This window comes from Microbacterium sp. PI-1, from assembly GCF_004337555.1.
GTDB classification, from domain to species: Bacteria; Actinomycetota; Actinomycetes; order Actinomycetales; family Microbacteriaceae; genus Microbacterium; species Microbacterium aurugineum.
In genome coordinates this window covers 1-16847 of sequence record NZ_SJYZ01000041.1, presented here as the reverse complement: position 1 = coordinate 16847, position 16847 = coordinate 1, and the positions used below count along the sequence as shown (strand labels likewise).

Here is a 16847-nt window from a genome sequence, read left to right as displayed (position 1 = left end):
TCCGAACCCGGAAGCTAAGCCTCACAGCGCCGATGGTACTGCAGGGGGGACCCTGTGGGAGAGTAGGACACCGCCGGACTCCTTTTAAACAAAATGGCCACCCAACGCTGGGTGGCCATTTTGCGTTAAGTCTCACCGTCTCAGCCGAGACTCCAGCAGGGCTGCGGTCTCCTGCACAGCCCTGGCCAGAAGAGCTTCGTCCAACTCTTCGATGCCCCAGGTCACGGCGACGGCTGCGACCGGCCATCCCGCGGCATCGAGGACGGCTGCGCCGACGCTGCGCAGGCCCACCGCGACCTCACCGTCCTCGGTCGCGTATCCCCGCGCTCGAACCTCGCGCAACAGCTCCCGCAGCTCGCGTGGTGTCTGCGGCCCCTGGCCCGTGCGAACCGGGAACGCAGACGTATCGGGGTAGAGCGCGCGCACCTGTTCGCGGGGCAGCGCAGCCAGCATGGCCCGGCCCGACGCGGTGAGGTGAGCCGGAAGGCGGACTCCGACGTCGGTCACCAGTGCGGGGCGGCGTGGCGCACGCTCCTCGACGATGTACAGCACGTCCCCACCACTCATCACTGCCAGGTGGGCGCTCTCGCCCAGGCGGTCGGACAGCGCCGCGACCAGGGGAGCGCCTCGCCGAGCGAGCGGCTGCTGTCGGGTGTACCCGCCGGCGAGCTCGAACGCCGATGTGCCGAGGCCCCAGCGGCGCTCCTCCTGCAGGTGGAGCACGAAGCCGTGAGCCGCCAGCGTGGACAGCAGGTGGTACACGGTCGAGCGGGGGAGCTCGAGCTCCCGTGCGATCGCCGACGCCGCCACCGGGGCGGGGCGTCCGGCGAGATAGCTCAGGATGCGCAGCGTGTGGTCGGCGGCGGGGACTTTCGCGGCCTCTGGCTTGTCTGGGATCACAGACACAGCATGGCACGAACGGGTGCCCCGCAGGCCCCACGGGGTGTGGAATCGAGTCATGACCGAACTCGCCCCCGTGATTGTCGGAGCGGCACCGCTGTCGCCTGCCGACGTCGTCGCCGTCGCCCGCCACGACGCTCCTGTGTCGATATTCCAGGATGCACTCACTCGGGTCGCCGAGACCCGTCGAGTGATCGACGGTCTCGCTGCCGATCCGAATCCCCACTACGGCGTCTCCACAGGCTTCGGTGCCCTCGCGACCACCTTCATCGCGCCGGATCGTCGTTTCCAGCTGCAGGCGAGTCTGATCCGGTCGCACGCCGCGGGCACCGGCGCCGAGGTCGAGCGCGAGGTCGTCCGCGGGCTTCAGCTCCTGCGTCTGCAGACCCTCGCCTCGGGGCGCACGGGCGTCCGGCCGATCGTCGTCGAGACCTACGCGGCGCTGTTGAACTCCGGCATCACGCCGGTCGTGCGCGAGTACGGCTCGCTCGGCTGCTCGGGCGATCTCGCCCCCTTGGCCCACATCGCCCTCGCCGCGATGGGAGAGGGGGAGGTGCGTGATGCTTCCGGGGAGCTGGTACCGGCCTCCGCTGCCCTCGCACGCGCCGGGATCGAGCCCCTGACCCTCGTCGAGAAGGAAGGGCTCGCTCTCATCAACGGCACGGACGGCATGCTCGGCATGCTGGTGCTGGCCCTGCACGATCTCGAGACGCTCCTCGTCACCGCCGATGTCGCCGCGGCGATGTCGGTGGAGTCCCAGTTGGGGACCGACGCGGTGTTCGCTGCCGACCTGATGGCCCTGCGACCGCAGATGGGGCAGGCGGAGTCGGCCGGCAACCTGCGCCGGTTCCTCGCGGACTCGCCGATGGTCGCCAGCCACAAGGGACCGGATGACGGGCGTGTCCAGGACGCGTACTCGCTGCGGTGCTCGCCCCAGGTGCACGGCACGGCGCGCGACACGATGGCACACGCCGCGATGATCGCCGACCGCGAGCTCGCCAGCGTGATCGACAATCCCGTGATCACCGTCGACGGGCGCATCGAGTCCAACGGGAACTTCCACGGTGCTCCGGTGGCGGCCGTCCTCGACTTCCTCGCGATCTCGGTCGCCGATGTCGCCTCGGTCTCCGAGCGGCGCACGGACCGCGCCCTGGACCCCGCCCGCAACCACGGTCTGCCCCCCTTCCTCGCGGACGAGGTCGGTGTCGACTCCGGCCTGATGATCGCGCAGTATGCGGCTGCCGGTATCGTCTCCGAGCTCAAGCGCCTGGCCGTGCCGGCGTCGGTGGACTCGATCCCGTCCTCCGCCATGCAGGAGGATCACGTCTCGATGGGATGGGCCGCCGCCCGCAAGCTGCGGCGCGCGATCGACGGCCTCGGCCGAGTGCTCGCCATCGAGATCCTCACCGGCGCGCGTGCTCTCGACCTCCGGGCACCGCTGGAGGCCGGACCGGTGACCGGCGCCGTGCGCGATCTCGTCCGCACCGTCGCAGCGGGTCCCGGACCCGACCGCTTCCTCTCCCCGGAGATGGAGGCCGTCACCGCCCTCGTCCAATCGGGCGCCGTCGCCCGCATCGCAAAGGAGCACATCCATGGTTGAGCCCACCGCTACTGGGTCCACCGCACCTGAGCCCACCGCTACTGGGTCCCGCGTCGTCCGCGCCGCCCGGGGCAACCAGCGCACGGCGAAGAGCTGGGGTGCCGAGGCCGCCAAGCGCATGCTGATGAACAACCTCGATCCCGAGGTCGCCGAGCACCCCGAAGACCTCGTCGTCTACGGCGGCACGGGAAAGGCGGCACGCAGCTGGGAGGCGTACGACGCGATCGTGCGCACCCTCGACGAGCTCGAACCGGACGAGACGCTGCTGGTGCAGTCGGGCAAGCCGGTGGGCGTCTTCCGCACCCACGAGTGGGCGCCGCGCGTGCTGATCGCCAACTCCAACCTGGTGGGGGACTGGGCCACCTGGCCGGAGTTCCGCAAGCTCGAGGAACTCGGGCTCATCATGTACGGACAGATGACGGCCGGATCGTGGATCTACATCGGCACGCAGGGCATCCTGCAGGGGACCTACGAGACGTTCGCCGCCGTGGCCCGTTCCCTCGGTCGTGACTCTCTGCGTGGCACACTCACCCTCACGGGCGGCGCGGGCGGGATGGGCGGCGCTCAGCCACTCGCCGTGACCCTGAACGACGGCGCGGTGCTGATCGTCGACGTGGACGAGTCGCGTCTCGCCCGGCGCGTGGAGCACGGCTACCTCGACGAGTACACGACCGACCTCGATGCGGCCGTCGCCCGAGTGGTCGCGGCCAAGGAGTCGGGCGAAGCCCTCTCGGTCGGAGTGGTCGGCAACGCGGCCGAGGTGTTCCCCGAGCTGCGGCGTCGGGGCGTTCCGATCGACATCGTGACCGATCAGACCAGCGCCCACGATCCGCTCGCCTACCTCCCGGTCGGCATCACCGTGGCGGACTGGAAGTCCGAGGCGGAACGCGACCCCGAAGAGTTCACGCGCCGTTCGCGTGCGTCGATGGCCGCGCACGTCGAGGCGATGGTCGCATTCCAGGATGCCGGTGCAGCCGTGTTCGACTACGGCAACTCGATCCGTGCCGAGGCTCAGCTCGGAGGCTTCGATCGGGCGTTCGAGTTCCCCGGGTTCGTGCCGGCATACATCCGCCCGCAGTTCGAGGAAGGACGCGGACCGTTCCGCTGGGCGGCCCTCTCCGGCGATCCCGAGGACATCTACAAGACCGACCGTGCGATCGCCGAGCTCTTCCCCGACGATGCCGCCCTTCACCGCTGGCTGGAGAAGGCCGGCGAGAAGGTCCACTTCGAGGGGCTGCCCGCCCGCATCTGCTGGCTCGGCTACAAGGAGCGTCACCTCGCCGGACTCAGGTTCAACGAGATGGTCGCCTCGGGTGAGCTGTCGGCGCCGATTGTGATCGGTCGCGACCACCTCGACTCCGGGTCGGTGGCATCGCCGTACCGGGAGACCGAGGCGATGAAGGACGGCTCGGACGCGATCGCGGACTGGCCTCTGCTGAACGCGCTGCTCAACACGGCCTCCGGCGCCTCGTGGGTGTCGCTGCATCACGGGGGCGGCGTCGGCATCGGCCGCTCGATCCACGCCGGTCAGGTCACCGTCGCCGACGGCACTGCGCTCGCCGCGGAGAAGCTGGAGCGCGTGCTGACGAACGACCCCGGCACCGGGGTGATGCGTCACGTCGATGCGGGCTACGAGCACGCCCGCGAGATCGCGCATGAGCGTGGCCTGAACATACCGATGCTCTGAGAGGCTCAGGACATGGCAACGCTCCTCACGAACATCGCGGAACTGACCACCAATGTCGCGCTGCACGGCGACGGGCCCGGTGACCGTACCGGAACCCTGACCGATGCGGCCGTGCTGATCGAGGGCGAACGGATCGCCTGGGTGGGCGCCGCTGCGGATGCGCCCGTCGCCGAGGAGGAGATCGATGCCGGTGGGCGCGCCGTGATCCCCGGGTTCGTCGACAGTCACAGCCACCTGGTCTTCGGCGGCGACCGCGCGGCCGAGTTCGAGGCCCGCATGGCAGGGCAGAAGTACGCCGCCGGTGGCATCCGCTCGACCGTGGCCGCCACGCGTGCCGCAACCGAGGATGAGCTGCGTGCACGTCTGCGCGGCTTCCTCGACGAGATGCTCGCGCAGGGCACGACGACCGTCGAGATCAAGAGCGGCTACGGGTTGAGCGTCGTCGACGAGGAGCGCCTGGTGCGCCTGGCCGCCGAGGTGACGCCCGAGGTGACGTTCCTCGGCGCGCACGTGGTCCCCGCCGAGTATGCCGAGCGGTCGGACGAGTACGTCGATCTGGTCACCGGGCCCATGCTCGATGCCTGCGCTCCGCACGCGAAGTGGATCGACGTGTTCTGCGAGACCGGAGCCTTCACGGTGGCGCAGTCGCGTCGGGTGCTGGAGGCCGGCATCGCGCGCGGACTCGCGCCCCGGGTGCATGCGAGCCAGCTCGGCCCGGGCGACGGCGTTCGCCTGGCGGTCGAGCTCGGCGCGGCGTCGATCGACCACGGCACCTATCTGACGGATGCCGATGTCGGAGCGCTCGCCGGCTCCGACACCGTGCTCACTCTGCTGCCGGGTGTCGAGTTCTCGACGCGGCAGCCGTATCCGGACGCGCGGCGCCTGATCGACGCGGGCGTGACCGTGGCGCTGGCGTGCGACACGAACCCGGGGTCGAGCTTCACCTCATCGATGCCGTTCTGCATCGCCGTGGCCGTCCGGGACATGGGGATGACCCCGGGGGAAGCCGTGTGGGCGGCGACGGCCGGCGGAGCGAAGGCACTCCGCCGGGACGACGTCGGGGTGATCGCCCCCGGTGCCAGGGCCGATCTCGTGCTGTTGGACGCACCGACCAGGATCCACCTCGCGTACCGGCCGGGGGTCCCGCTCGTGCGGCAGGTGTGGAAGGACGGCGACCCGGTAGGGTGACGCCGTCACTCCCCGATGGCCTCGACCAGCGTGGCCAGCCGCGTCTCACCGTCCCCGGCGACCGTGAGGAGACGCACTCCGGTGTCCTGCGCGAGATCGTCCGCGAGGTCGAACAGAGCCTGGTCCATCGCCTCGCGCAGTGCGGGGTCTTCGTCCGCGGGGATGCGGATCGACCGGCGTGCATCGAGCGGGACGAGCACGACCAGATCGACGCGAGCGAGAGAGTCCTCGGCGATCGCGATCGCACGTTCCACGAGTGCGCCGTCGCTCCGCCCGAGCCGTTCGAGGGCGATGAGGTAGGCGGCGAAGTCCAGCGGTCCCCGCTCGGCGATCACGTCCTGCTGACCCGCCGTGGCGTGCAGGCGTCTGGCCGCTATCCGCAGCTGGCCGGCGAAGCTCGCCTCCCCGGACGGGTCGACCGCCTCCTGCTCGAGGTCGTCGAACGGGTCACCGAGCGACAGATACTCCGGATGCGCGGCGAGGAAGTCCGCGATCAGAGTGCTCTTGCCACTCGCGTGCGTACCGGAGACGACGATCCTCATCGCCGGGACGCGAGGCCGGCCAGCAGCTCGAGCACGCACAGCGCCGCCAGACGGACGGTGCGGGCGTCCTCCGCGTCCGTGGTCGCATCGACCTCGGCGAGGTCGGCGCTGACGACGCGCCCATCCGCGGCGACGGCACGCGTGAGGGCGCGCAGCTCCCACGCGTGGAGCCCACCGGGGACGCTCGCTGGGCAGCCGGGCGCGACCGACCGGTCGCAGACGTCGACGTCGATGTCGAGGTGCACACGCGGGGCCGCCCCCGCACCGGCGAGCTCGAGCGCCTCGGCGACGACGTCGTCGATGCCGCGACGGCGCACCTCGTCGAGCGTGACGACGCGGATGCCCCAGTCGGCCGCGCGCCGCGCATAGGCGGCGGAGTTCGCGAAGTCGGCGATGCCGATCTGGACGATCCTGGTCGGGTCGATCCGGGTGGTCGTCAGTGCGGACGCGGTCGGGACGTCTTCCACGAGGCGTCGTACCGGTGTGCCGTTGGAGACGCCGTCGCGCAGGTCGAAGTGCGCGTCGAACGTGATGAGGCCCGTGGCTTCGGCGCCGAGCGCGACCGGATACGTGAGCGAGTTGTCGCCGCCGAGTGCGATCACGAGCTTCGTCGCCTCGGCGAGTTCACGCACGCGGGAGATGACCCTCGCCTCGCCGTCCGCGCCGTCCGGATCGCTCACATCGCCGGCATCCGCGATGCGCAGAACCTCGTCGAGTTCGAGCACCGGCGGACCCATCAGCGTCGTCCCGTAGCGGGGAAGCGCTTCGCGGATGGCGGCCGGGGTCGCGTGGGCTCCGGTCGGCGAGAGTGACGTGCGCCAGGTCGGCACCCCGAGCAGCACGGCATCCGCCGCAGCCGTGAAAGCGGGCCAGGAGCCGGCGCGGGGCCAGAGCGGGTCGTGACTCAACGGTCGGGAAGAGGGCGTCATGGTCAGACTCCGGGGATCAGGGCGTGGGCGAGGGAGAAGATGGCGAGACCCGCGAGGGCGCCGACGAAGGTGCCGTTCAGGCGGATGTACTGCAGGTCGCGGCCGACCATGAGCTCGATCTTCTCGGTCGTCTCGGCGGGATCCCAGCGTTCGACGGTATCGGTGATGATCGAGGCGATGTCGTGCCGGTAGCGGTCGACGAGGAAGACGGCGGCGTCCGACACCCAGGTGTCAACGCGGTGCTGCAGGGCGACGTCGGTGGTCAGGCGCTCGCCGACTTCCTGCAGCGCCTGCACCGCCCGACGACGCAGCCCGCTGTCGGGGTCGGCGAGAGCGGTCAGCAGGCCGTTCTTCGCGGTGTTCCACGCTTCAGCCGCCAGAGCGCCGACCCGCGGGCTGTCGAAGAGCGAGGCCTTGGCGTTCTCGAGCTTGGCGCGCGTGGCCGGATCGTTCTGCAGGTTGTCCGCCAGGCGGGTCAGGTAGCCGTCGACCGCGATGCGCGCGGGGTGATGCGGATCGGCCTGTACCGCGTGCACGAACTTGATCGCCTCGTGGTAGACCGTGTCGTCGACGAAGCGATGGGCCAGCTTCGGCACCCAGCCGGGGAGACGCCGAGAGACGAGACCGGTGAACGATGCGGCGTTCGCGTCGAGCCACCGCGCGATGCTGTCGGCGGCGAGGTCGACCGCGCCGTGGTGGGCCCCCGCATCGACGATCTTCTCGAGCCAGGCACCGGCCGGCGGCCCCCACTCCGGAGCCACCAGGTGCTCGCGGGCGAGGTCGGTGATGAGGTCGCGCACGTCGTCGTCGCTCAGTGCGCCCAGGACGGCGGTCGCGATCGTGGCTCCTTCGGCACCCACCCGCTCGGCATGCGGAGGCTCGCGCAGCCACTCTCCGGCGCGCAGCGCGATGTGCGTGCTGGAGAGCTTGGTGCGCACGACGTCTCCGGCCAGGAAGTTGGTCTCGACGAACTCTCCGAGCGTGCGTCCGATCTCGTCCTTGCGGTTGGGGATGATCGCGGTGTGGGGGATCGGCAGCCCGAGCGGACGGCGGAACAGCGCGGTGACGGCGAACCAGTCCGCGAGCGCACCGACCATCCCTCCCTCGGCGGCGGCGCGGACATAGCCGAGCCAGCCGACCCGCTGCTGGAAGGCGAACGCGATCACGAACACGACGGCCATGAACAGCAGCGCTCCGAGGGCGACCGCCTTCATGCGCCGGAGCGCGCGGAGGCGCTCCTGGTCGGAGGGCGAGAGCTGCGTCATCGGTGTTCGCGGCATGACGTCATCCTTTCACGGTGGGCGTGGGCGGGAGGTCTCGCTTCGCAGCGGGCGGAGTACCCTCAAGGGGTGATCGAAGACATCAAGAAGCGTGCTCTGCACCGCACCAGCATCCTCGAGGGGCAGATGCGCGGTGTCGCGCGGATGATCGAGAACGAGGAGTACTGCATGGACATCATCACGCAGTCCCGGGCGATCCAGCGCTCCCTCGAATCGCTGAACCGGCTGCTGCTCGAGAACCACCTGCGCACGCACGTCACCCACATGTTCGATGAGGGCGGCGAGGAGCGCGACAAGGCCGTGCTCGAACTGCTCAAGGCCTTCGACTTCGACCGCAAGTAGGAGATCACCCCGAGGCGCTAATCGGTCGCAGGTTTCGAGAATCGCAACGGATACCGTTGCGAATTGATCAAGAGACTTCCGATTTCGCTATACCTGAGGCCCTTCCTGTGACAGACTCGCCGCAAGCGATTCTCAATGGGGAGGCTCCATGCCCGGCACTCTGCCCGCGTCTTCGGCGACGCTCGACACACCCACAGCCACCGGTGCGGTACGCATCGACCGCGTCACCAAGCGCTACGGCACCGCCGTGGCCGTCGACGATCTGACCCTCGACGTGCAGCCGGGGGAATTCCTCTCGCTGCTCGGACCCTCGGGCTGCGGCAAGACCACGACGTTGCGCATGATCGCGGGTTTCGAGTATCCGGACGCCGGTGACATCAGCATCTCGGGCCGGAGCGTGCTGAGTCTGCCGCCGTATCGACGCGAGGTGAACACGGTCTTCCAGGCCTACGCGCTGTTCCCGCACCTGTCGGTCGCGGAGAACGTGGCGTACGGACTGCAGCAGCGAGGCGTTCCCAAGCCGGAGCAGCGGACCCGGGTGAGCGAGGCGCTCGACATGGTGCAGCTGCGCAGCTTCGCCGATCGCAAGCCCACCCAGTTGTCGGGCGGTCAGCAGCAGCGCATCGCCCTCTCGCGAGCCCTCATCAACCGCCCCAGCGTGCTCCTGCTCGATGAGCCGCTCGCCGCCCTCGACCGGCAGCTGCGCGAGGAGATGCAGCTCGAGCTGAAGCTCCTGCAGGCGCGACTCGGCACCACGTTCGTCTTCGTCACGCACGATCAGGCCGAGGCGCTGTCGATGAGCGACCGGATCGCCGTGATGCGCGCGGGCCGGATCGAGCAGCTCGACGAGCCGGCGGCGATCTACGCGGAACCGGCATCCGCGTATGTGGCCTCGTTCATCGGCCAGCAGAACTTCGTACACGGCACCGTCCGTTCCGACGGAGATGCCGTCGACACCGCGATCGGTGCGATCTCCGGGCGCTGGGGCGGGGAGCGGGTCGCTGCCGGGCAGCCCGCCGTCGCCGCGATCCGCCCGGAGTATGTGCGGCTCGAGCAGGGGGAAGGCACCGGCGCGCGCGGTCGTGTGCTCGGTGTCTCGCATCTCGGCGAGACCATGCAGGTCGCCGTGCGCGTCGGCGAAGATGCGACGTTCCTCTCAAGGATGCCGGCGCCCACCGCGCCGCGCGTCGGAGTCGACGAGGAGGTTCGCTGCGTGTGGGATCCCGCGGATGTGCGACTCTTCGCCGCCGACGGCATCCCGACCACCGCCACGCACGTGATCGCGCTTCCCAAGGAGGGAGGCCGGTGACGGGCGCTCCTCCGGTCCGCGTGCTCGCGCACCGGAGCGCCGCCCGCGTGATCCGCACCGAACTCTCCCGTCGCGGGTTCCTCGCCACCGCGCTGCTGGCGGGCGGGGCCGTCGTGCTCACCGCCTGCGCCCCCGGCCAGAACGCCGCGGCGGTGCACGCCAAGGGCGGACCGCTGGAGGACAAGCTCTCCATCTACAGCTGGGGCGATTACGACGCGCCGGAGGTGCTCGAGCAGTTCACGGCCGAGAACGGTCCGCGGATCGTGCTCGACGCCTTCAACTCGAACGAGGAGCTGATCGCCAAGCTGGTCGCAGCCCGAGGCACGTCGGGGTACGACATCGTCGTGCCGACCGGAGTCTTCGTGGGGCCGATGGCCGAGAACGGGCTGCTGCAGAAGTTCAACCTCGATCTGCTGCCGAACATGAAGCACGTCGCCCCGGAGTTCCGCGGGCGCGCCTGGGATCCGGGCAACGAGTACTCGGTGTGCAAGGCATGGGGCACCACGGGGTTCGTCTACGACAAGCGGGTGATCTCGCGGGAGCTGACCACCTGGAACGACTTCATCGACGCCGCACAGAACGAGGCGTCCGGTTCCACCTCGGTGCTGGATGACCCGGCGCCGCTGCTCGGCATCTACTTCTGGGCGAACGGCATCGACTGGACGACGACCGACCCCGACGACCTGGACGCGGTCGAGGACTTCCTGGTGAAGGATCTGGCGCCGCACATCTCGGCGTTCGACTCCTACCCGGGCGGCTCGTCGATCCCGCAGGCGTCGCACGCTCTGCTGCAGTCCTACAACGGTGACGCGCGCCTGGGCATCTTCGAGTCCGACGACCCCGACCGCTGGCAATGGGTGCTCGGGAGTCCGGCCACCGAACTGTGGATGGACAACTGGGCGATCGCCGCGGGCGCGCCGCACCCCGAAGCGGCGCACGCGTTCATCAACTTCGTCCTGCAGCCCGATGTGCAGCTCGCGCAGGTCGACTACATCGGCTACGACACGGGCATCTCCGGCGTCCGCGAAGCCGCGGAGGCCGCGGGTCTGGAACGGCTCGACATGGTGTTCTTCGACGAGGAGCAGGTGCAGACCATGCATGAGGGCAAGCTGACGGACGCTCAGGACCGGGTCGTCGCGATCTGGAACTCGATGAAGGCGGCCGCCGGTGCCTAAGCTCAAGTTCGGTCTCGCGATCCCCGCCTGGGTGTGGCTGCTGATCTTCTTCGTCGCCCCCATCGGCATGGTCATCGTCTTCAGCTTCGGCTACAAGCCGAGCATCTTCGCCACCCACGCCCTCGACCACCTCTCCTTCGACCGGTACCTCGAGGCCCTCTCGCCCACGTTCTTCAGCACCTTCCTGAACACCCTGTGGATCGGCATCCTCGGCACGCTGCTGTGCCTGGTGATCGGGGCGCCGGTCGCGTACTGGATCGCCGTGAAGGCGCCGCCGTCGAAGCGCGGACTGCTGCTGGCCCTCGTCATGGTGCCGTTCTGGACGAACTTCCTGGTGCGCACGATCGGCTGGCAGGTGATCCTCGCCCCGGAGGGCTGGCTGTCGCAGCTGCTCCAGGGCATCGGCGTGATCCCGGGTCCCCTCGACCTGCTGTATTCGCGGGGTGCGGTGCTGCTCGGCGTGGTCTACAACTACCTGCCGCTCATGATCCTCCCGCTGTTCGTCGCGTTCGACCGGGTCTCGGGTCCGCTGCGCGAGGCGAGCAAGGACCTGGGCGCGAACAGCGCGACGACCTTCCTCCGGGTGACCGTGCCCCTGGCCCGACCCGGCATCATCGCGGGCGTGCTGCTCGTGTACATCCCGCTCATGGGCGACTACATCACCGCGACCGTGCTCGGTGGCGCGAAGGGCAACATGATCGGGCAGGTCGTGGCGAGTCAGTTCCAGACCGCGCAGAACTGGGCGTTGGGTTCGGCGATGGCGGTGCTGCTGATCATCGTCATCATGATCTCGATCGCCGTCGCGGCCGGGCTCCTCTGGCTCGTGACACTGCCGCTCAGACAACGCAACCGACTCGTCCTGGGGGAGAGCTCATGAGTTCACGTCGTGGAGCAGCACGTCTCCTGCTGCCGATCTGGGCAGGACTCGTCTTCCTGTTCCTGTTCCTGCCGATCCTGGTGATCATCGTCTACTCGTTCAACGTCGGCCGCCTGCTGGTCTCGTGGGACCACTTCGGCTTCGACTCGTTCCTCGCGATCGTCAACAAGCCGGCGATCCGCGACGCGGTGCTGGTGTCGGTGCGCACAGGCCTGCTGGCCGCCCTGCTCGCGACCGCGCTCGGAACCCTGGCCGGCATCGCGATGGCCCGCAACCCCGGCAAGTGGGTGTGGTGGTTCCTCGGGCTCCTGCTGCTCGTCTCGGTCACCCCGGAGATCGTGGATGCCGTCGCGCTGCTGCCCTGGCTGGTCTTCCTCGGCCAGGATGCCGGGATCGGGATCTTCAACGACGGAACGATGAGGCTCGTGGTCGGGCAGTCGCTGTTCTCGATCGCGATCGTGTCCTACATCGTCCGCGCGCGACTGGTCGGACTCGACGCCCGCCTGGAGGAGGCCTCCGCCGACCTGTACGCCCCGCCGGTGCGGACCTTCCTGAAGATCACGCTGCCGCTGGCGATGCCGGCCGTGCTCGCCGGGTTCCTGCTCTCGTTCACGTTGAGCCTCGACAACACGGTCGTGTCGGCGTTCGTGCAGGTGTCCGGCACGACACCGTGGCCGGTGTACGTGCTCAGTGCACTGCGTAGCGGACTCCGTCCTGAGATCGCGGCGGTGTCGACCATCATGCTCGTACTCACCCTCCTCGCTCTGGCGCTGGTGGCGGTGGTGCTCAAGCGTGCCGGTGACTCGGCGACGGAGATCGCCCGCACGATGGCGGGAGGCTGAGCATGGCAGCGGCAGACCTCGTCTTCACCGGTGGTTCCCGCGGCGGGAGGGCGTTCCTCTCCGATGCAGCGCGCTCCACCGCCCGCGCCGTCGCGGTCACCGATGGCCGCATCAGTGCGATCGGCCACGACCTGTCGGAGATGATCGGCCCGGACACCGAGGTCGTCGATCTGGCCGGTGGGCTCCTCGTGCCCGGGTTCCAGGACGCGCATGTGCACCCGGTGTGGGGCGGACTGGACATGCTCCGCTGCGACCTCTCGGGCCTCGCGACGCGTGAGCAGTATCTGGCGCGGATCGCGGAGTACGCCGCGGAGCACCCCGACGACGAATGGATCCTGGGCGGTGGCTGGCAGATGTCGGCCTTTCCCGGAGGTACGCCGACGGCCGCGGATCTGGACGCGGTCGTGCCCGATCGCCCCGCTTTCCTCCCCAATCGCGATGGGCACGGCGCCTGGGTGAACTCGCGGGCGCTCGCGCTCGCCGGGATCACCGCGGAGACCCCGGATCCCGCGGACGGACGCATCGAACGCGACGCGGGTGGTGCCCCGAGCGGAACCCTGCACGAGGGAGCGATGGGCCTGGTGAACCGGCTGCTCCCGGCCGAGCCCGTCGAGCGTCTGGTGGAGGCGCTCGTCCAGGGGCAGCGGTACCTGCACTCCTTCGGCGTCACCGCCTGGCAGGATGCGATCGTCGGCACCGAGTACGGCGACGCGGGTGACCCGCTGCCCGCATACCGTGCCGCGGCAGCCACCGGGGAACTCACCGGTCGGGTCGTGGGCGCCCTGTGGTGGGACCGCTCGCGCGGCCTGGAGCAGATCGAGGACATCGTCGAACGGCGCGCTGCCGGCTCCGTCGGTCGCTTCCGTGCCCGCAGCGTGAAGATCATGCAGGACGGTGTGGCCGAGAACTTCACCGCCGCGATGCTCGAACCCTATTGCGACGGCCACGGGCATCCGCGTGAGGACTCCGGCATCTCGTTCGTCGAGCCGGAGCTGCTCAAGGAAGCGGCGACCCGGCTCGATGCCCTCGGGTTCACGCTGCACTTCCACGCCATCGGCGACCGTGCCGTGCGCGAGTGCCTCGACGCGGTCGAAGCCGCCCTCCTGCACAACGGTCCGCGCGGGAACCGGCACCACATCTCCCACATCCAGGTCGTGCACCCGGACGACGTCCCCCGGTTCCGTGCGCTCGACGTGACGGCGAACATGCAGATGCTGTGGGCCACACTGGAGCCGCAGATGGTCGACCTCACGATCCCCTTCCTCGGGGACACGCGCAGCGCCTGGCAGTACCCCTTCGGTGATCTGCTGCGCTCCGGAGCCGTGCTCGCCGCGGGCAGCGACTGGTCGGTGAGCACGCCAAATCCGCTCGCCGCGATGCACGTGGCCGTGAACCGTCGGTCGGCTCCGACCGAGTGGGAGGGGGACTATCCGCCGTTCCTGCCGGAGCAGGCGATCGACCTCGGGACCGCGCTCGCCGCGTACACCTCGGGATCCGCGTACGTGAACCACCTCGACGACACCGGCACGATCGCGGTGGGGATGCGGGCGGACCTCGCCCTGCTCGACCGCGACCCGTTCGAGCACCCTGTCGAGGAGATCGGGCTCACCGAGGTGCGCGGCACCTGGGTCGAAGGCGTGCGGGTGTACGACGCGGCCGACGGGGTCGCGGGGGATTCCCGCGGTCGGTCAGGCGGGATCGAGACGCAGGACCTCGGGTGATTCGCCGCCCGTGAGGTCGTCGGCGATGCGGAGGCTGCGGGCCAGGTCGTCGAGCGCGCCGGTCAGCGTGCCGAACCGCTCCTTGTCGCTGCACACCGCCGTCAGCGTGACCAGATGCGTCCCGGTGTCCCAGGTGTAGGTGGCGAACGGGGGAGACGCGGGAGACGGCGGCATCGGCACGAGGAGCTTCTCGCCCACGCCGAGTCGGCTCGGAAAAGACTCGGTGTCGTCGTAGTCCATCGGCATCGAGGCGCGGGCGATGCGGACCTCCGGTGTCAGTACCTGCGCCGTCGCCATCGCCACGACCAGCTCCGGCTCCGCCTTCCACGTCCACACCAGCACGCGCCCGTCGGCCCGCTTCATCAGCATCGGTGCCGCCTGGCTCATCGCCCAGGCACCGAACCTCGAGCCGGGGCGCTCGGTCGCACCGACGGCGGCGTTGACCTGGCCGAGCAGCATCCGGATCGCCGCCTTCCGGTGCCGGCGTCCCTTCCATCCGAGCGAGTCCGTCACGGGAATCCACAGCTGGGGATCGGCCTCGGCAGTCAGTCGCATGCTCCCACGTTAACGGCTGAGGCTGAGGGGATGCCGGTATGCCTCGGCCGGGGGATCAGGGCGCTCGGGTAGAGTGGCCAGCGCCCGACCAGGGCTCCTCCTTGGCCGCCACATCGTAAGGCAGCATGTCTGTGACCTCCTCCGACGATCCGACCGATCCGTCGCGCGGCCCCGCCGCCGAATCCGCGCCCCGACCGTTGAAGATCGTGATCGGCTGCGACACGTTCGCGCCCGACATCAACGGCGCCGCCCGTTTCGCCGAGCGCCTCGCCGCCGGCCTCGTGCAGCGTGGCCACGACGTGCACGTCGTGGCGCCCAACCAGGCGTATCGCCGTGCCCAGCCGCACACCGAGGTCATCGAGGGCGAGCCGATGACCCTGCACCGGTTGCCGTCGGTGCGCTGGGCGCCGCACGACTGGCTGCGGTTCGTGTGGCCGTGGCGATCGAAGCACTATGCCCGCAAGGTCCTGGATCAGGTGCAGCCGGACGTCGTGCACATCCAGTCGCACATCGTGATCGGGCGCGGACTCGCGTACATCGCGAACGAGCGGGGCATCCCGGTCATCGCGACCAACCACGTCATGGCCGAGAACATCCTCGACCACACCACCATGCCGAAGTTCATCGACGACCTCGTGCTGAAGTTCGCGTGGGCGGACGCCAAGCGCACGTTCGACAAGACCCGTGCGATCACCACACCCACCCGCCGTGCCGCCGACTTCCTCGAGAAGACGGTCGAGGTGAAGGGCGTGATCCCGGTCAGCTGCGGTATCGATCGCACCCAGTACACGCCTGTCCTCGCCCCGCGCGACGAGAACCGGATCATCTTCGTCGGCAGGCTCACGGCCGAGAAGCAGGTCGAGGTCATCCTCAAGGCGATGACGAAGCTCGACCCCGCGCTCGACACCACCTTCGACATCGTCGGCGGCGGCGACCAGCGCAAGCAGCTGGAGCACCTGACCGCCCAGCTCGGACTCGCCGATCGAGTGACCTTCCACGGGCGCACGAGCGATGAGGAGCTCCGGGCCCTGCTGTCCCGTGCCAGCCTGTTCGTGATCGCCTCGATCGCGGAGCTCCAGTCCATCGCGACGATGGAGGCGATGGCCTCGGCCCTGCCGGTCGTCGCCGCGGACGCCGTGGCCCTCCCGCACCTCGTGCACGACGGCGAGAACGGCTACCTGTTCGAGCCCGGGAACGTCGACGAGCTCGCCGCGCGTCTGACCGACGTGCTCACGGCGGAGCCTGCGGAGTACGAGCGGATGCAGCGGGCCTCGCTCGACGGCGTCGCGATCCACGACATCAACCGCACCCTCGACACCTTCGAGGCGCTGTACCGCGACGAGCCGCTGCCGGAGTAGCGGCCATGCACATCGTCTTCTTCGGCGATCAGCACCTCGACTCCCTCGGCGGGGCCCAGGTGTCGATGCGGCTCCAACGCGAGTTCCTCGAACGAGCCGGGCACACCGTCACGGTCGTCGCGCCGAGGATGCATGGCTCGCGGGCGTCATCCGGCTCTCACGGCGGCGCCTTCGTCGATCTGCCGTCGATGCCGATCACGGTCGATCGCGAGTACTCGATGAGCTGGCCGGGTCGGGCGACGGACCGCTTCCTCGACCGGGCGATGACCCGCCGTCCCCCCGTCGACCTGGTGCACGTGCAGGCCGACTTCTGGGGTGCGTTCATCGGGCATCGCTACGCGCAGCGGCACGGACTCCCCGTCGTGCACACCATGCACAACCGCGTGGACGTCGGGATCGCCGCGGTCACCCCGCTGCACCGGCCCGTGCTCGCGGTGCTGAACACGTGGCGAGGCATCGCGATGCGCGGCATCGGACGACCCGTGCGCGGGCGGGACGGGTGGGCGTTCCTGCGCGGACTCGCTGCCGGGGCATCGGCCGTG

General features: G+C 69.6%; 16 protein-coding genes and 1 rRNA gene. 12 read left to right on the top strand and 5 right to left on the bottom strand.

The window, feature by feature from the left end; genetic code table 11:
* A 5S ribosomal RNA gene (gene rrf / locus E0W80_RS18460) occupies positions 1-79 on the top strand; the annotation flags it as partial.
* Positions 80-132: 53 nt separating this feature from the next.
* On the opposite strand, the gene E0W80_RS18455 is transcribed toward rrf, so the two are convergent.
* Complete coding sequence (locus E0W80_RS18455) at positions 133-900, bottom strand: IclR family transcriptional regulator (protein WP_240740586.1); 768 nt, start codon at positions 898-900, stop codon at positions 133-135.
* Between the two features lie 58 nt (positions 901-958).
* On the opposite strand from E0W80_RS18455, the gene hutH reads away from it, so the two are divergent.
* The 3 genes from hutH to hutI are packed head-to-tail and all read left to right on the top strand — an operon-like array spanning position 959 to position 5375.
* Positions 959-2500 carry a histidine ammonia-lyase gene (gene hutH / locus E0W80_RS18450; RefSeq protein ID WP_131494473.1) on the top strand — a complete coding sequence of 514 codons (1542 nt, stop codon included), beginning with the start codon at positions 959-961 and terminating at the stop codon, positions 2498-2500.
* Positions 2493-4187: a urocanate hydratase gene (gene hutU, locus E0W80_RS18445; RefSeq protein WP_131494472.1), complete on the top strand. Its 1695-nt coding sequence runs from the start codon at positions 2493-2495 to the stop codon at positions 4185-4187. The genes hutH and hutU overlap by 8 nt, the downstream gene beginning before the upstream one ends.
* A gap of 12 nt (positions 4188-4199) precedes the next feature.
* Positions 4200-5375, top strand: coding sequence for an imidazolonepropionase (hutI, locus tag E0W80_RS18440; RefSeq protein ID WP_131494471.1), 1176 nt, complete (start codon positions 4200-4202; stop codon positions 5373-5375).
* A gap of 5 nt (positions 5376-5380) precedes the next feature.
* Here hutI and E0W80_RS18435 read toward each other — a convergent pair whose 3' ends face one another.
* Genes E0W80_RS18435 through E0W80_RS18425 form a run of 3 tightly spaced genes read right to left on the bottom strand, consistent with a single transcriptional unit; the run spans position 5381 to position 8126 of the window.
* On the bottom strand, positions 5381-5917 hold the full coding sequence (locus E0W80_RS18435) for an AAA family ATPase (RefSeq protein WP_131494470.1): 537 nt from the start codon (positions 5915-5917) through the stop codon (positions 5381-5383).
* Positions 5914-6846: an arginase family protein gene (locus tag E0W80_RS18430; RefSeq protein WP_131494469.1), complete on the bottom strand. Its 933-nt coding sequence runs from the start codon at positions 6844-6846 to the stop codon at positions 5914-5916. The genes E0W80_RS18435 and E0W80_RS18430 overlap by 4 nt, the downstream gene beginning before the upstream one ends.
* A 2-nt stretch (positions 6847-6848) precedes the next feature.
* Positions 6849-8126 carry a DUF445 family protein gene (locus E0W80_RS18425; protein ID WP_131494468.1) on the bottom strand — a complete coding sequence of 426 codons (1278 nt, stop codon included), beginning with the start codon at positions 8124-8126 and terminating at the stop codon, positions 6849-6851.
* A gap of 69 nt (positions 8127-8195) precedes the next feature.
* On the opposite strand from E0W80_RS18425, the gene E0W80_RS18420 reads away from it, so the two are divergent.
* The 6 genes from E0W80_RS18420 (at position 8196) to E0W80_RS18395 (ending at position 14392) form a co-directional block, all read left to right on the top strand.
* Positions 8196-8468 (top strand): metal-sensitive transcriptional regulator, encoded by a 273-nt coding sequence (locus E0W80_RS18420; RefSeq protein ID WP_017202671.1) that lies wholly within the window; start codon positions 8196-8198, stop codon positions 8466-8468.
* 148 nt (positions 8469-8616) lie between these two features.
* Positions 8617-9777: an ABC transporter ATP-binding protein gene (locus E0W80_RS18415; protein ID WP_131494467.1), complete on the top strand. Its 1161-nt coding sequence runs from the start codon at positions 8617-8619 to the stop codon at positions 9775-9777.
* The gene (locus E0W80_RS18410; RefSeq protein WP_131494466.1) at positions 9774-10952 is read left to right on the top strand and encodes a spermidine/putrescine ABC transporter substrate-binding protein; all 1179 of its coding nucleotides are present in this window, start codon (positions 9774-9776) and stop codon (positions 10950-10952) included. Before E0W80_RS18415 ends, E0W80_RS18410 begins: the two co-directional genes overlap by 4 nt.
* The gene (locus E0W80_RS18405) at positions 10945-11829 is read left to right on the top strand and encodes an ABC transporter permease (RefSeq protein ID WP_131494465.1); all 885 of its coding nucleotides are present in this window, start codon (positions 10945-10947) and stop codon (positions 11827-11829) included. The genes E0W80_RS18410 and E0W80_RS18405 overlap by 8 nt, the downstream gene beginning before the upstream one ends.
* On the top strand, positions 11826-12671 hold the full coding sequence (locus tag E0W80_RS18400; protein ID WP_047523802.1) for an ABC transporter permease: 846 nt from the start codon (positions 11826-11828) through the stop codon (positions 12669-12671). Before E0W80_RS18405 ends, E0W80_RS18400 begins: the two co-directional genes overlap by 4 nt.
* 2 nt (positions 12672-12673) lie before the next feature.
* Positions 12674-14392, top strand: a complete 1719-nt coding sequence (locus tag E0W80_RS18395; protein ID WP_131494464.1) for an amidohydrolase — start codon at positions 12674-12676, stop codon at positions 14390-14392.
* Here E0W80_RS18395 and E0W80_RS18390 read toward each other — a convergent pair.
* A complete protein-coding gene (locus tag E0W80_RS18390) occupies positions 14360-14947 on the bottom strand; it encodes a hypothetical protein (RefSeq protein WP_131494463.1) in 588 nt (195 codons plus the stop codon). The genes E0W80_RS18395 and E0W80_RS18390 overlap by 33 nt on opposite strands.
* 125 nt (positions 14948-15072) lie before the next feature.
* On the opposite strand from E0W80_RS18390, the gene E0W80_RS18385 reads away from it, so the two are divergent.
* Positions 15073-16305, top strand: coding sequence for a glycosyltransferase (locus E0W80_RS18385; protein ID WP_131494462.1), 1233 nt, complete (start codon positions 15073-15075; stop codon positions 16303-16305).
* 5 nt (positions 16306-16310) lie between these two features.
* A partial coding sequence (locus E0W80_RS18380) for a glycosyltransferase (RefSeq protein WP_165875512.1) occupies positions 16311-16847 on the top strand: 537 nt, incomplete at its 3' end.

What these genes read in the sequence shown, in the direction of transcription:
- hutH (WP_131494473.1), top strand. Translation starts at nt 959, where the DNA reads ATGACCGAACTCGCCCCCGTGATTGTCGGAGCGGCACCGCTGTCGCCT.
- hutU (WP_131494472.1), top strand. Translation starts at nt 2,493, where the DNA reads ATGGTTGAGCCCACCGCTACTGGGTCCACCGCACCTGAGCCCACCGCT.
- hutI (WP_131494471.1), top strand. Translation starts at nt 4,200, where the DNA reads ATGGCAACGCTCCTCACGAACATCGCGGAACTGACCACCAATGTCGCG.
- E0W80_RS18435 (WP_131494470.1), bottom strand. Translation starts at nt 5,917, where the DNA reads ATGAGGATCGTCGTCTCCGGTACGCACGCGAGTGGCAAGAGCACTCTG.
- E0W80_RS18430 (WP_131494469.1), bottom strand. Translation starts at nt 6,846, where the DNA reads ATGACGCCCTCTTCCCGACCGTTGAGTCACGACCCGCTCTGGCCCCGC.
- E0W80_RS18425 (WP_131494468.1), bottom strand. Translation starts at nt 8,126, where the DNA reads ATGCCGCGAACACCGATGACGCAGCTCTCGCCCTCCGACCAGGAGCGC.
- E0W80_RS18415 (WP_131494467.1), top strand. Translation starts at nt 8,617, where the DNA reads ATGCCCGGCACTCTGCCCGCGTCTTCGGCGACGCTCGACACACCCACA.
- E0W80_RS18400 (WP_047523802.1), top strand. Translation starts at nt 11,826, where the DNA reads ATGAGTTCACGTCGTGGAGCAGCACGTCTCCTGCTGCCGATCTGGGCA.
- E0W80_RS18395 (WP_131494464.1), top strand. Translation starts at nt 12,674, where the DNA reads ATGGCAGCGGCAGACCTCGTCTTCACCGGTGGTTCCCGCGGCGGGAGG.
- E0W80_RS18390 (WP_131494463.1), bottom strand. Translation starts at nt 14,947, where the DNA reads ATGCGACTGACTGCCGAGGCCGATCCCCAGCTGTGGATTCCCGTGACG.
- E0W80_RS18385 (WP_131494462.1), top strand. Translation starts at nt 15,073, where the DNA reads ATGTCTGTGACCTCCTCCGACGATCCGACCGATCCGTCGCGCGGCCCC.